The 13,935-nt window shown below is 71.9% G+C and carries 6 protein-coding genes; 2 read left to right on the top strand and 4 right to left on the bottom strand.

Translation table 11 applies throughout. The features are described from left to right. Window position 1: 1 nt before the first annotated feature. The 4 genes from AB0L53_RS41430 to AB0L53_RS41445 form a co-directional block, all read right to left on the bottom strand. Complete coding sequence (locus tag AB0L53_RS41430) at window positions 2–1,228, bottom strand: ferritin-like protein (RefSeq protein ID WP_364006597.1); 1,227 nt, start codon at window positions 1,226–1,228, stop codon at window positions 2–4. Beyond that, the gene (locus AB0L53_RS41435; protein WP_364006600.1) at window positions 1,225–3,426 is read right to left on the bottom strand and encodes a hypothetical protein; all 2,202 of its coding nucleotides are present in this window, start codon (window positions 3,424–3,426) and stop codon (window positions 1,225–1,227) included. The genes AB0L53_RS41430 and AB0L53_RS41435 overlap by 4 nt, the downstream gene beginning before the upstream one ends. Continuing rightward, complete coding sequence (locus tag AB0L53_RS41440; RefSeq protein WP_364006603.1) at window positions 3,423–6,932, bottom strand: hypothetical protein; 3,510 nt, start codon at window positions 6,930–6,932, stop codon at window positions 3,423–3,425. Before AB0L53_RS41440 ends, AB0L53_RS41435 begins: the two co-directional genes overlap by 4 nt. A gap of 79 nt (window positions 6,933–7,011) precedes the next feature. Continuing rightward, on the bottom strand, window positions 7,012–7,200 hold the full coding sequence (locus AB0L53_RS41445; RefSeq protein ID WP_364006606.1) for a hypothetical protein: 189 nt from the start codon (window positions 7,198–7,200) through the stop codon (window positions 7,012–7,014). 115 nt (window positions 7,201–7,315) lie between these two features. On the opposite strand from AB0L53_RS41445, the gene AB0L53_RS41450 reads away from it, so the two are divergent. Both AB0L53_RS41450 and AB0L53_RS41455 read left to right on the top strand, forming a co-directional pair. Further along, window positions 7,316–10,171, top strand: a complete 2,856-nt coding sequence (locus tag AB0L53_RS41450) for an AAA family ATPase (protein WP_364006609.1) — start codon at window positions 7,316–7,318, stop codon at window positions 10,169–10,171. A gap of 254 nt (window positions 10,172–10,425) precedes the next feature. Then, the gene (locus AB0L53_RS41455) at window positions 10,426–13,650 is read left to right on the top strand and encodes a BTAD domain-containing putative transcriptional regulator (protein WP_364006612.1); all 3,225 of its coding nucleotides are present in this window, start codon (window positions 10,426–10,428) and stop codon (window positions 13,648–13,650) included. The last annotated feature ends 285 nt before the right edge of the window (window positions 13,651–13,935 follow it).

Raw genomic sequence — 13,935 nt, forward strand, 5'->3', positions numbered from 1 at the left:
GTCATCCGTGCAGCGAACTGAAGGAGCCGTCGTCGGCGAGGACGCCCGACAGCGTCCGGTGGACGACGCCGAGGTTGTGGCGCCAGATCAGGCGGTAGTCGCCGCCCAGGCCGGCCGGCGGCCGGGCGAGCAGGCCGGCGGCCTCCGCCGCGATGTCCGCCACCGGTAGCGGCCGGTAGATGAACGCCGGCCCGGCGGTCGGCCCCAGTTCGGGATCGGCGGCCGGATTCAGCGGGGTACGCATCAGCAGCGTCGCCAGGGCGGGCAGGGCCGCCTGCATGACGGGAAAGGCCGTCTGGAAGAACGGGCGCGGCGCGGTCGTCCTGCCGAACGCCTCGCCGAGCGCGGTCAGCACCAGCGTGTAGCAGTTGTCGAACAGATGGGACAGGCGGCGGAAGTCGCCGTCGAGGTCGGCGTCGGACGGGTTCGCCTGCATCGGGTAGATCGGCGGCAGGCTCACCTGGCCCTCGGCGATCCGCTGAAACCTGCGGTAGTGGGACAGCTCCCAGGGGGTGCCGATGATCGGGCCGTAGGTGCCGTCGAACCGCTCGCCGTAGTGGTCGTAGCCGCCGTACGGCTCCTCGTACGGTACGGGCGGCTGCTGGATCAGCGCCCCCTCGCCCTGCTGGACGATCTCCATGATGGCGGCCGTCACCGTGTCCAGATCGTGCACGATGTGCAGCTCGCCGCCACCCGGCCCGATGTAGGTGTCGTCCCGCTGGAACCCGGTGTCCTGCCCGAACACCCCCTTCTCGCCGAGCTTGTCGACGCAGGTGACGAAGCCCAGTTCGATCGCCTTGTAGAACTGTCCGATGGTGTCGTACGGCTCGTCCTCGGCGGGCGCGTCCGGGCTCGGCTCCGGCTTCTCGATCCGCATGAACACCGTGCGCGCGAGCGCCGGGGAGAGCGGCTGGAGCTGGATGAACGGCCCGCCGGCCGCGTGGCCCAGCAGGTTCGAGGGGTAGCTGGGCACGTATTTCGGCTCTAGCGAGGGGATGCGGCCGATCGCGTTCATGAGGTTGGCGACCTGCATCATGTGCAGCATCTCCTCGATCACCACCCCGCGGATGAGGCGGGACGCCTCCGAGGCCGGGTCGCTGATCGAGTAGAGGGCGCAGAGGTACGGCGGGATCGTGGACAGCTCGACGCCCAGCGCCAGCTGGAGGTGGTCGCCGAGCTCCTGGAGGGATTGGATCGGCCGGTGGATCAGTGGCGCGGGCGCGGTCATGACATGTCCTCCGAGCTCTCGGGGGTGAGGAGCACGACGGCGGTGCCGCCGAGGGCGGGGGTGCGGGGGTCGGCGGCCATCACCAGGACGGCCTGCGGCGTCTCGATCCGCTCGGGCGCGGCGTAGACGCCCTTCTGGTCGATCGCGCCCACCTGCGGCAGGACGCTCCACTTGGCCTCGGCCGGGTCGCCGCCGAGCGTCGCGGCGAAGGACAGCGTGCCGCCCGGTCCGAGCGGCGCGGGGGCGTACGGCGTGACCTGCATGGCGGCGGGCATCGACGGGAGGACGACGATCTGCGCCCGGCCGGTACGGTCGCCGATCCGTGCGCTGATCGTCACGGCGGTGGGCTTGTCGATCTTTTTGGGCGGGGTGTACACGCCGTTGGCGTCCACCGAGCCGAGGTCGGGGGAGAGCGACCAGAGGGCCTTGCCGGCGGCCCCGGGCAGGACCGCGGTGAAGGCCTGCGGCTGGGAGCGGGCCGGGAGGACGGAGATGACCGGCGCGATCCGCACGTCCGCCGGGCTTACCACGACCGCCGCGTACGCCTGCGCCTTGTCCTTGCCGTCTGTGGTGGCGGTGACCACGACCACCTTGGACCCCGTCACCGCGGTAGGGGGCGTGTAGAGGCCGGTCGCGTCGATCTTCCCGCCGCCGCGCGGCACGGACCAGGAGACCGGCCGGTCGGCCGACAGCCGCAGCGTCTCCCCGGTCGCCACGGCGGCCACCGGTGGCGTCACGGTCAGGTCGGATGTCCGCAGCGTTCCGAACGCGACCAGGTCGCCGGGCACGTGCGCGCTCTCCAGCCGGGACGTCTGCCGGCCGGGGAACAGGAGGTTGGTCACGGCGAAGGCCCCGACGTGCGGGATGTCGAAGCCGAGCAGCAGGTTGCCGAGCTTGTGGCAGACCTGGGCGGAGATCCATTCGGAGACCCCTTGCTGTGTCTCCTTCTTGTCGAACAGGTCGAACCCCACGTCCGGTGCGGTGTAGCTCACCTTGACCCCGCCGTCGGGCTGAAAGGAGATCACCGCGGTGACCGGGTCGACCGATGGCAGGTAGGAAATGTCCAGCTCGACCGTCATCGTGACCTGGCCGTCCTGGCAGTACGTGAACGGGGTGGAGACCTCCACGCTCCACGGCTGCGGCCAGTCGTGCTTCCACTTGCCGGTGAGCCGGCCGGACTGGGCGGAGAAGGTGATGTCTCTCAGGGTGACCATCACCGGCTCCAGACCGCCGCACCATCCGGGCTGGATGGATCCGATGGGCAGCGACAACCGCGCCTGCATGTAGGCGCGCCCGCCGGTGGTCGACACCGACCACGCGTCATCCCGGTCGCCGGCCGCCGCGACGGTGACGCCTTCACCGCCCCGCGCCAGGGCGTCGTACAGGGCGATCGGCATGATCTCGCCGAAGAACACCCGGCTCGACACCAGCAGCGCCGCGTCCATCCCCGCGGGAACCGGGTTGGCCAGCGGGAGCGTCGTCTGGCTGCCGCCCCGCTGGTAATACTTCGTGGGGACGAACAGCAGCACCCGTCCGGCGTCGTCCGGGTCGCTCTGGTCGCGCTGGGTGGCCAGCTCGAAGTCGCCGACGGGGGTGAGGTCGGTGCTGTTGGGGGTGTAGTCGAGAGTGCCCAAGGCGTACCGATAGCCGGTGGCGTGGTCGCGCAGGAAGCCGAGGAAATACGTGCCGAGCAGGGTGGCTGCCGCGTCCGGCATGCCGAGCCCGGCGAAGAAGTCCCTGCCGTCCTCGATCCGCAGGACGACGTGGGTCTGCTCACCGACCTCCCCTTTCACTTTGGCGAGGGGCACCATGCCGGTGATCGTGTAGCCGTGGCCCTCGGTGATCCACTGGGTGGAGACGACGTTGGCCGTGGCGGCGTCGGCGACGACGACGCGGACGATCCCGGCGACGACCGGAATCGTGAGCAGCGCCGCCTGCGGGTCCCGTTCGGGGTCGAAGGCGATCAGCGGGTGGCCGAGTACGACGTCGTCGAACTCGACCGCGTAGTCCCCGATGACCGGGACGCTGCCCGTCACCGGGGGCAGGTGGCTCCCGGTGCTCAGGTCCAGCACGAACTGGCGCTGGAACAGCTCGTTCACCTTGTGCGCGGACAGGGCGTACACCACGTCCCAGCCTTGCGTCACGCCCTTGCCCCGCAGCCGGGCGAGGATGTCGTCGCGGCTTGGTCCTGCGGTCATGATGTCGCCACCCTGTCGTAGTCGAAGTCGCCGATCGGGTCCCAGAGGCATATCTGCACGAACGAGGAGAGCCCCTCGGTCTCCGCGACGACTTGGGGCAGCAGGAGGATCTGGCCCAGCCAGGGGAGCGGTTGCGCGATGGCCTCGAAGACGTCCAGGCCGGACACTCCGGGGTCGTGGTCGGAGAGCTGGTAGGCGGCCCCGGCCACGCCCGTGCCGGTGAGGACGGCGGCCAGGACGTAGTCGATGCTCGCGTTCAGCCGGAAGTTCAGCTTCGTCAGCGCCGCGGGCACCGGCTTGCGTGCCACGTCTAGGCAGCCCGTGATGATGTCCACCAGGACGAACGCCCCGTCGGAGAGGATGGGCGCCCACAGGCCGATCCACGTCGCGTTGGTGAACCGCGCGCCTCTGGTCATGGACGACCAGTCCCACTTCCAGGGGAACGCGGGGCTGAAAAGGACCTGGACGACCCCGTTCGCCACCACATCCAGCGCGTTGAAGAACACCGATTTCAGGCTGACGCCCGCACCTCCGGGGTTGGCCATGTCGGCGGCGGCGTCCTCCATGTTGATCGTGTCGGCCAACATGTCGATGATGATCAGCAGATCGGAGGTGTACCACTTCGCGTCGTCCAGTGCCGAGACGCCGCGCGCGGCCTGTACGCTCGCCGTCCTCGAGGCGTCATACGGCCCGCGGCCGGTGTCCAGCAGGCAGGCGAGGGTCACGGGGGCGGCGAGCACGAGGCACAGGATCCGCCCCAGCGTCATCGGGTCGTCGCTCTCGTCCGGCCGCACCACGTGCTCCCAGAGCCAGCTGAGCACCGGCACGTCGGTCATCGGCGTGGTGAGCACGTCGAGCAGCCCGCGGATGATCGCCGCCGCGAACTCCAGCAGCACCACGGCGAGGATGTCGGCGCAGTCCAAGGCCAGGTCGATCAGGTCGCGGAAGGCCGCCAGCAGATCCGCGACACGGATGTCGCCCGCCCGGGACGGGTCTCGGAACAGCGTGCCGCACAGCGCCGTCAGGTCCCGCACCGTCTGCTCGCCATCCTGAACGGCGCCCATGTCGTCGATCGCCTTGGCGATCTTCTCCGCGAAGCCGTCGGGAAGCCCCGGGATCACCGGGGAGGGCTGGTCGGGCAGGTTCGACAGCATCTTCGACAGCACGTAGTTGTGCTGCGCGGGGCTGCCCGACAGCGCCGCCGTCAAGGCGGGCGAGCGCTTGGTCCCAGGTGCGGGCAGCAGGCGCAGCCGCCCGTGTGTGATCTCGCCGATCGTGGTGTCGCCCAGCAGGGCCGCGACCGTGTCGAGCCCGGTGTTCAGCTCCGACTTCAGATCCCTGAAGAAGCGTCCGGCCGCCACCGGGGCGGCCTCCCCGAGCCAGCCGGAGACCGAGGAGAGCCCGTCGGTGACATACCCGTAGAAGGCGTCCATGGTGCGCCAGATCGAACGCCAGTGGAAGGCGTCCTGCATCCAGTCCTTGAAGGTGTCGAAGGCGGCCCCGACCGTGTTGAGCACGCCCTGAATGAACGAGGCGGCCTCGGCCGCGCCCGCCAGGGCCAGGCCCTTCACCTGAGTCCAGATCCCCTCGGCGGACTTCACCAGCGCCGAGGCGGTCTGGCCGTTCGGATCGACGATGAAGTTGAGCAGCTTGACAGCGCCCGACTTGATCGAGTTCCAGAGGTCATGGAGCCAGTCCCCGACGCTCGCCGTGAAGATCTCGCTCGCGACGACCTCCCCGGGGGGAACCTTCCTCGCCACGACCTGTCCGGGAAGGATCCTCCCATCCGGTGCCTTCCCGGGCGCGGCATGGAATTCCGCCAGCCTCGCCGCGAACGCGGCGTGCGTCTCATATCTGATGAATCGCGGCGCGGCGGGGTCGCGAAAGTCCACTTCGAATCCGGCGAGAGCGGGTGCGTCCACGAGGGCTCCGGCCCTTGCGGCGGTTTTGAGTCCCGCGGCCGGCTTCGCGCCGGCGCCGCCGAGCTTGGCGACCTCGACGATGGCCTCCGCGGCGACCCCGGCCAGCTCCGGCGTCAGATCCGGGGCCAGCGGCCGGCCGTTCACCCGTGCGGCCAGCAGCGTCTGCTTGCTCATCGGAGGGACCGACGCCGAACCGGTGAACACCGGCGAGGCCCCCGCCAGCGCCTCGTGCACGTAGCCGTGCGGGACGATCGTCAGCGGATCCGGGGCGCCGCCGGCGCGCGCGGTGAAGGTGACCGCGTCGAGGCCCACGGCGGGTTGGGTGAACTCGACGGCGCCTGTCTTGTCCGTGGTGAGCACGGCGGGCAGGCCCGGCCGCGCGACCGCGGCCCGCCCCCCGCTCTCCAGGCCCACCAGCCGTGACGGCGTCAGCTCCACCTTGATTTCCCGGCACGGCAGGCCGTTCGCATCGGTGACCGTCAGCCGGGTCCGGTAGCGCGACACCCGCATCGGCGCGGCGGCGGCCTGGCAGTGCACCGGCACCCGGGCCCACCCGCCGCGCGGGCCGTCCCGGCTGAGCAGGTCGACTGTGCCGTCCACCCGGGTCACGACGAGCGCGCCGAAGCCCGCCGCGGGGGTCCGCACCTGGATCGCGTCGGTGTCCAGCGGGAAGATGGGCGCCCACACGGGCGAGCCGTCCGCCGCCCACGCGGTCTGCCGCAGCTGCCACAGCCTGCCGTCCGGGGCGCACCCGTAGCAATGCACCAGCCCGCCGTCGTCCACCACGGCCGAACCCCGGACGATCTCGCCGAGCGGGATCCGGGCCGCCGTGTCACTGAAGTTCACCGAGGTGTACAGGTTGTGCCCGGTGTCGGTGAACACCGCCATGGCGGAGTCGGCGTGCGAGTACGCCGCCAGCAACCGCGCGACCGGCGCCTTCGTCTTGACCACCGCCGGATCCGCCGCCACGCGCCCCTCGACGCCGGGCCAGACCCGCAGCGCGCCCCCGGCCGCGCCGAACAGCACCCATGCGTCCGGCGAGGTGTACGCCAGCCGGGCCTCCCCGCCGAGCAGCTCGCGGCGCACGTCGACTTTGACCGCGGCCCACTTCCCGCCGTCTGCCGCGCAGATCGTCAGGTTGCCGTCCGGGGTTATCCCGCTCACCGCGTACTCCCCGGTCAGCGGGATCTCAGTGACGCTCAGCCCGGTGGCCGGCGGCAGCTCCTGCGGGTCGCTCCACTCCCCGGCGCGGCCCCGAACCAAGCGCAGCAAGGCGGAGTCGGTCGCGAGGAAGGCGTTGACGAGGCCGTCTCCGTCCGCCAGCGACACGATCTCCCGCGCCCCCGACCCCCGCGGCAGCGGTCGCAGCGAGTAGCCCGACGCCGAATCCGCCGACGCACGCAGTTCCGCGGCGCCCGCGCCCGGCGTGATGGCGAGGAGCAGCCGGTTGCCGTCGGAGTCCACCGCGATCGAGGTGTGGTTGGCCGCCTCCGGATCAACGCTGAGCGGCTCGATCAGCAGGACGTCCTCGGACAGGCGCGAGTCGGCGTCGACCCGCAAGGGGAGGGCATGGTCGATCGGCATGGGAACTCCAGAGGTCTCATCGTGCTGGACGCCGTATCCGGCGCTCGGTCCCGGTCTCCCGGGGACGGCTGTCCGGCGGTCAGCTGGTCGGCGGGGAATCGGGATGGACGCGCTCGGCGTCGAGGGCGAGTTCCAGCGCGCGGATGAGCGCCACCCAGCCGACGAACGGTTTGTCGGCCCCGTGCCGGTGACCCAGGACGCCCTCGATCGGGTCGGCTGACAGATCGACGTCCACGGTCAGCCGGGCGCGCTGCCCAGATTCGCTCACCAGCGCAGTCTCATGCGGCTGCGGATCAGCCGCGTCAGGGTCGCCACCCTGACATTTGCCGCCCTGCCCTCAGAGAGATTTCAACGGAGCGGGCCGGTCGGCATACGGTTGTGGCGTGGCGGTGCGGGTGGGCGAGTGGTCCATGCTGGAGCGGGCCGAGGAGATCGGCGCCCTGCGGGCGGGGGTGGATGCCGCCCGCGCCGGCGACGGCTGTTTGGCCGTGGTGCAGGGACCGCCCGGAGCGGGGAAGACGAGTCTGCTGGCAGCGGCGGCCGACTGCGGCCGGGCGGCCGGACTGCGGGTGCTGGAGGGGCGCGGGCGCGAACTGGAGCGTGAGATCGCGCTCGGCGTCGCGCTCGAACTGCTGACGCCACCGCTGGTCGCCACCGCCCCGGACGAGCGCGCCCGGCTGGTGCACGGCATGGCCGCGCCGGCCGCCCCGCTGTTCCCCGAGATCCTCCCCGGGGCCGGTTTGGCCGCCCGTCCCGACACGAACGTGATGCTGCACGGTATGTGCTGGCTGGCCGCGAACATGACCGCCTGGGATCGGGCCGATGCCAGGCGCCCCATACTGGTCGTCGTCGACGACGCGCAATGGGCGGACGAGGCGTCGCTGCGCTTCCTGGCGATGCTGGCCGACCGAGTCGGCAGGCTGCCCGTCGCCATGGTGGTGGCGGTGCGGGACGGCGAGGCCGGGTCCGACGTCTCCGCCCTGCGCGCGCTGGCGGCGCGTCCGCCGCACCGCCTGCTGACCCCTGCGCCGTTGAGCGCGGTGGCGGTCGACCGGCTGGTGGCCGACGCCTTCCCGGGCGCCGAGGACGGCCTGGCCGCCGCGGTGGCGCACGCCAGCGGTGGGAACCCGTTCCTGGTCGGCGAACTGCTGCGCTCGCTCCAGGCCGACGGAGGTGTTCCGGCGGCGGACGCGGTCGCGAATATCGTGCCCGACACGGTGCTCCGCTCGGTGCTGGCGCGGCTGGCCCGGCTACCCGCCGACGCGGGCAGGCTCGCCGCCTCGGCCGCCGTGCTCGGCGACGGCACGCCGCTGCGCCGCGCCGCCGTCCACGCGGGACTCGAGCTGGCGCCGGCCGAGCGGGCCGCCGACGTCCTCGCGGCGGCGCACCTGCTCCGCCCCGGCGACCCGCTGGAGTTCGTCCACCCGCTCATCGCCGCCGCCGTCCACGCCGACCTGCCCGCCTTCGCCCGTGCCCGCGCCCATCGCCGGGCCGCCGACCTGCTCGCCGCTGACGATGAGGGCATCGAGAAGATCGCCGGTCACCTGCTGGCCACCCGCCCCGAGGGTGACCCCGGCGTGGCGCGGGTGCTGCGCGAGGCGGCCGGCCAGGCGGTGCGCCGCGGCGACCCGGCCGCCGCCGTCCGGTTGCTGCGCCGCGCCCGGCCAGATGAGACCCCCGGGGAGCGGCGCGGCGAGCTCTTGGTCGAGTTGGCGCATGCGCAGATGGTCGCCGGCGACATCGGCGCGCTCGCCTCGGTGACCGAGGGGCTCGCCCTGCTCGGCGAGGCATCCCCGCACATCAAGTTGCGCGCGCTGAACCTTCTCACGCAGGTCCGTCACGCCCGCGACGACTTCGCCGGGGCCGCCGCGGCCCATCACGAGGCACTGGCGTTACTCGAGCCGGGCAGCGCGAAGTGGCAGAACGCGCTGGCCGGCTACCTCATGGTCTCGACGTTTCACCCGCCGCTGCGGCGCGACGGCGAGCTGCTGCTGGCCCCGGTGCTCGCCGAGGCCCGGCGGGGACGGCCGCCCGACCAACCGGGTCTGCTGGCCCACGTCACACTCAGGTTCGCGCTGGCCGGAGACCCCTCGGCGGACGTGCGGCGGATGGCCGCGCTCGCGCTGGCCCGCGACCCTTTGGTGGGCCGGAGCGGACACGGAGGCCTGCTGGGCGTCGTCGTCCACTCCCTCGTCATCGCGGGCGAGCTGACCGCCGCGGAGGCCGCCGCCGACGCGGCACTGTCCGCCGCCGGCCGCCGGGGAGACTTCCTCGCCTACGCCTCGGCCAGCTACCACCGCGCGCTCGCCCGCTACCACCTGGGGGCGCTCACCGCGGCGCTGGCCGATCTGGAGGCGGCGCGGATACCGTACGACGAGGGCTGGATCTCAGCGGGCGGCTGGATCGGCTCCCTCCTCGCCCGCATACACCTCGAACAGGGCGACGCGGCCGCCGCCGAGCAGGCGCTGCACCTGGCCGACAAGCGCCCGCCCGACAGCATGGACATCGCCCTCGTACTCGACTCCCGCGCCCGGATCGCCCTGCTCCGCGGCGAGCCCGCGGCCGCGCTCGAACACGCCCGGGCCGTCGGCCGCCACCTTGAGCAGATCTACGAGATAGACCACCCCGGCCTGCTTCCATGGCGCGCCACGGCCGCCCTCGCCGCGCATCACCTCGGCGACCACCGCACCGCGATGCTGCTCGCCGCGCAGGAGGCCGAACGCGCCCGCGCCGTCGGCGTGCCACAGGCCGTGGGGGCCGCGCTGCGCGTCGCCGGCCTGGTCGCCCGCCCGCGCCCCGACCTCGACCTCCTCACCGAGGCTTCCCACATCCTCCAGGAGACCCCCGCGGCGCTCGAACACGCACACGCCCTCGTCGACCTCGGCGCGGCCCTGCGCCGGGCCGGCCGCCGGAAGGAGTGCCGGCAACCGCTCCGCCAGGGCCTGGAACTCGCCGAGCGGATGCGCGCCCATCCGCTCGCCGAGCGAGCCCGGGCCGAACTGCACGCCGCCGGCGTACGGCCGCGCCGCGCCGCCACCGCCGGCATCGACGCCCTCACCCCGGCCGAACGCCGCGTCGCCCTCCTCGCCCTGCACGGCCACAGCAACGGCCAGATCGCCCAAGCCTTGTTCGTCACCATCAAGACCGTGGAGACCCATCTGGCCCACGCTTACCGCAAACTCGGCATCACCAACCGGCGGCAGCTCCACGACGCGCTCGGCCCCCTCGCACGGGCGTGATTCCGGTCGGTGTGCAGATCACGACCTGGCCGTTATCGCATTTCGGCCGGGCAAGAACAGCATGGCCATGCTCGGGGGGGTCTCCCGAACGTGACCTGAGTCCCAGAGTAGCCCTGTGTAACGTCGCAGGACTGACGTCCATACGGCTGGATGCCCTCTCGCCTGCGCTCAGCAGCAGCCGCGCGCATGGACGCCGCATGGATCTGGCACGCAGGCAAATTGCCCCTGTCGGAGGGGTGGACTAGCCTCGGACCGTGATCTTGTCCGGTGTCCGATTCCTCCTGCTTGGTCCTCTGGAGATCACGGTCGAGGGCCGGGCTGTCCATCTGACCGGCCGGCAGCGGGCGCTGCTGTCGGCCCTGCTGCTGGACGCCGGTGGTGTGGTGTCCGTGGAACGGCTGGCCGACCGCGTTTGGGGCGATGATCTGCCGCCCTCCGCCCCGGCGCGGCTGCGCGCGCTGATCGCCGAGCTCCGGCGGGCGCTCGGTCCCCATGGACGGGATGTCGTTCTCACCCGCAGCCCGGGATACATGATCGCCGCCGGAGCGGCCGCGGTGGACGCCGAGGAGTTCGCCTGCCTGGTGGACAGCGCGCGGCACGCCGCCGGGGACGACCGGCACCAGGCCGCGCTGGATCTGTACGACCGGGCTCTCGCGCTGTGGCGTGGCGGCCCCTTCGCCGATCTGACCGACCCTGTCGCTCATGCGGAGCGCTTCCGGCTTGAGGAGCTCAGGTGCGAGGCGGCCGAGGGCCACGCCGCGGCGCTGCTCGGGATGGGGCGGAGCCGGGCGGCCATCCCCGGGCTGACGCGGCTTCTCACCGAACAGCCGCTTCGGGAGCGGCCCCACGCGCTGTTCATGCGGGCACTGCGCGACGACGGACGGCTCCCCGACGCTCTGGCGCTCTACCGGGACTTCCGGGCGAGGCTCGTGGGCGAGGTCGGGGTGGAACCGAGCGGAGAGCTGCAGCGGCTTCACCAGAGCCTGCTGGAGGAGGCGCCGGCGGCCGAGACGGCCAGGTCGGCGCCCGTGCCGCGCCAGCTCCCGCACGTCACCAGCCGTTTCGTGGGCCGCTCTTCGGAGTTCCAGCGCATGGACGCCGGCCGGGTGACGCTCGTGGTCGGCCCCGCGGGGGTGGGGAAGAGCGCGCTGGCGATCCGGTGGGCACATCGCTCGAGCGATCTCTTCCCCGACGGGCAGTTGTTCCTCGACATGCGGGGCTTCGACCAGCGCGAGCCGATGTCCTTACCCGAGGCGCTGCAGCTGCTCTTGCAGGGGCTCGGCGCGGCGGCGAAGGACATACCGGTCGAGCTGGACGCTCAGATCGCGCTCTACCGCTCGCTCCTGGCGGGACGGCGCGTGCTGGTGGTCCTGGACGATGTGGCCGACCCGGAGCAGGTACGCGCGTTGCTGCCCGGGGATCCTGGATGCCGGGCCGTCATCACGAGCCGCAACCGGCTGGGCGGCCTGGTGGCCGTGGACGGGATCGAGCGCCTCACACTGGACGTGCTGCAGCGCGGGGAGGCGCGCCAACTGCTCGCCCAAGGCATCGGAGAGGACCGCCTGCTCCGGGAGCCGGAGGCCGCCGAAGAGCTCGTGGCGCTCTGTGGCCGGCTGCCACTGGCCCTGTCCATAGCCGTGTCCTGGATCGGCGACCATGGGCACCGGCTGATCGGCCATTACGTCCATCAGCTCGCGGACCGGGGGCGGCTGGTGAGGTTGCGTGTGGAGGGCGATGAGAGCGTGGCTGTACAGGCGGCTCTCGACCTGTCGCACAAGGCGCTGCCGCCGGCGGCGCAGCGAATGTTCCGCCTGCTCAGCCTGGCACGGGGCGGCGGCATCTCACCCGCGGCGGCAGCCGCCCTGACGGGGACCGGCCAGGACCGCGCGGAGGATCTTCTCGCTACGGTGGCGCGGATTCACCTGATCAAGGAAACGGGGCCGCACCGTTTCGCCGCTCATGACCTGGTGCTGGAGTACGCCGCGCAGCGCAGCCTCGCCGAGGACTCCGCGAGCGAGCGGTGGGCCGCCGTCCAGCGGCTGCTCGACTACTACCTGCGCACGGTCGTCGGCGCCACCGCGGTGGCCGGTTTCGCAGCCGCGGAGCTCGCCTATGACGAGGCTCAGCCGGATGTCGTTCCGACGGCCTTCGACGCCGCCGCGGACGCCCTCGACTGGCTCGACATCGAGTGGGACAACCTGGCGGCAGCCGTGTCGTACGCGGCCGCGCACGGGCCACGGCCGTACGCGTGGCTGCTGGTCGAGGCCCTGACCGACATCCTGCATCACCGGCGGACCCAGGGGGAGTGGCTGCGTCTGGCGCGGATGGCGCTGGCCGCCGCCGAGGAGGAGCAGCACCTTGGAGGGCAGGCCGCGATGCATTACTCGCTCGGACTGGCCCGATGGCGCATGGCCGACCTCAACAATGCCATGGATCACTACGAGCGCGCGCTGGCGTTGTCGCGCCGGGCGGGCTGGCCGCTGGGCGAGGCCAGGGCGCTGCAAGGCTGCGGCGTGGTGCTCAAACAGCAGGGAGAGCCGCACCAGGCCATCGCGCGGTATCGGCGGTCGGTGGAGATCCATCACGTGCTCGGGTCGGTGCGCGGCGAGACACGCGGGCTGAACAACCTGGCCTCGGCCTACCTCAGACTCGCCCGGCTGGACCGTGCGGAGGAATGCCTGCGGGCCTGCCTGCCTCTGGCCAGGCAGGCCGGCGATCGGCATCTCCAGACGCTGACGCTGGTCAATCAGGCCCTCGTGCGCGGGAGGCAGGCCCGCTTCCCTGAGGCGCTGGAGTCCCTGGAGGAAGCGCTGGCTCTGGCCCAGGCCGACGGATTGCGGTACGCCGAGGCGGTGACGTACGAGACGTTCGGCTCGGTGCACCGTGAGGCCGGCCACTACGAGCGGGCGATCGACGTCTTCGGCCGGAGTCTGGCCATCGCCGAAGAAGTCGGGAACCGCCGGTGCCAGATCGCCTCGCTGACCGGCATGGCGGCGGCGGAGGTGGAGCTCGGCAGGGCCGACAGCGCGCTGGCCCGCCTCGATGCCGCGCTGGACCTCGCCGAGCACACGGGCATCGACCTGGACGAGGTGTTGCTCGGCCGCGCGGAGTTCCATTGCCGCCAAGGCAGGTACGCGGCCGCGCGGGAGGAGGCGGAGCGGTCGCTGAAGCTGTCGCTCACGTCCAATCTTTTGAATCTGCCACGGCTGCACGGCCTGCTCGCCGCCATCAACCTGGCGGCGGGCGAGGTCGAGCAGTGCGTGCAGGCGTGCGAGCAAGCCCTGGAACACGCGCGGCGATCCGGGCAGCGGCTGGAGTACGCACGCGCCCTGATGACGCTCGGCCATGCCGTGAAAGGCACGGCGCGCGAGGAGTCTCATCGCCATTGGGGACAGGCCCATGCGTTGTTCACGGCCATCGGCGCACCGGAGCGGTCGACGTCCGCGGCACTGCTGGGTCAAGCGCCCGAGGCCCTCTGAAGAGGAACTCGCGTACGCCACGCGAAGCCCTCGCAGGGGCTTGACCTGGTCATTATCGGCAGCGCAAGGTCCCGTCCATCGCCGTGGAAGGTTGCCCCGATCATGCTCCCGATCCGCATGGAACCCCCTTTCCGGTCCATACATAGAACACTGCTTTCCATCCGAAATATCAGTAACCTGGCCCCCTTTATCGGCGGGCGGGAATTTAATTTCGACCGTTGCGCCGTAATTCGGAAGTCCAGATCATCGTGATCATCATCGTTTCGGCCGCAAGGCCGGAGAGGA

The organism is Nonomuraea sp. NPDC052129, assembly GCF_040680095.1.
Classification (GTDB): Bacteria; Actinomycetota; Actinomycetes; order Streptosporangiales; family Streptosporangiaceae; genus Nonomuraea.

Excerpts from the sequence above, each read along its gene's own strand:
- AB0L53_RS41430 (WP_364006597.1), bottom strand. The coding sequence starts at position 1,228 with ATGACCGCGCCCGCGCCACTGATCCACCGGCCGATCCAATCCCTCCAG.
- AB0L53_RS41435 (WP_364006600.1), bottom strand. The coding sequence starts at position 3,426 with ATGACCGCAGGACCAAGCCGCGACGACATCCTCGCCCGGCTGCGGGGC.
- AB0L53_RS41440 (WP_364006603.1), bottom strand. The coding sequence starts at position 6,932 with ATGCCGATCGACCATGCCCTCCCCTTGCGGGTCGACGCCGACTCGCGC.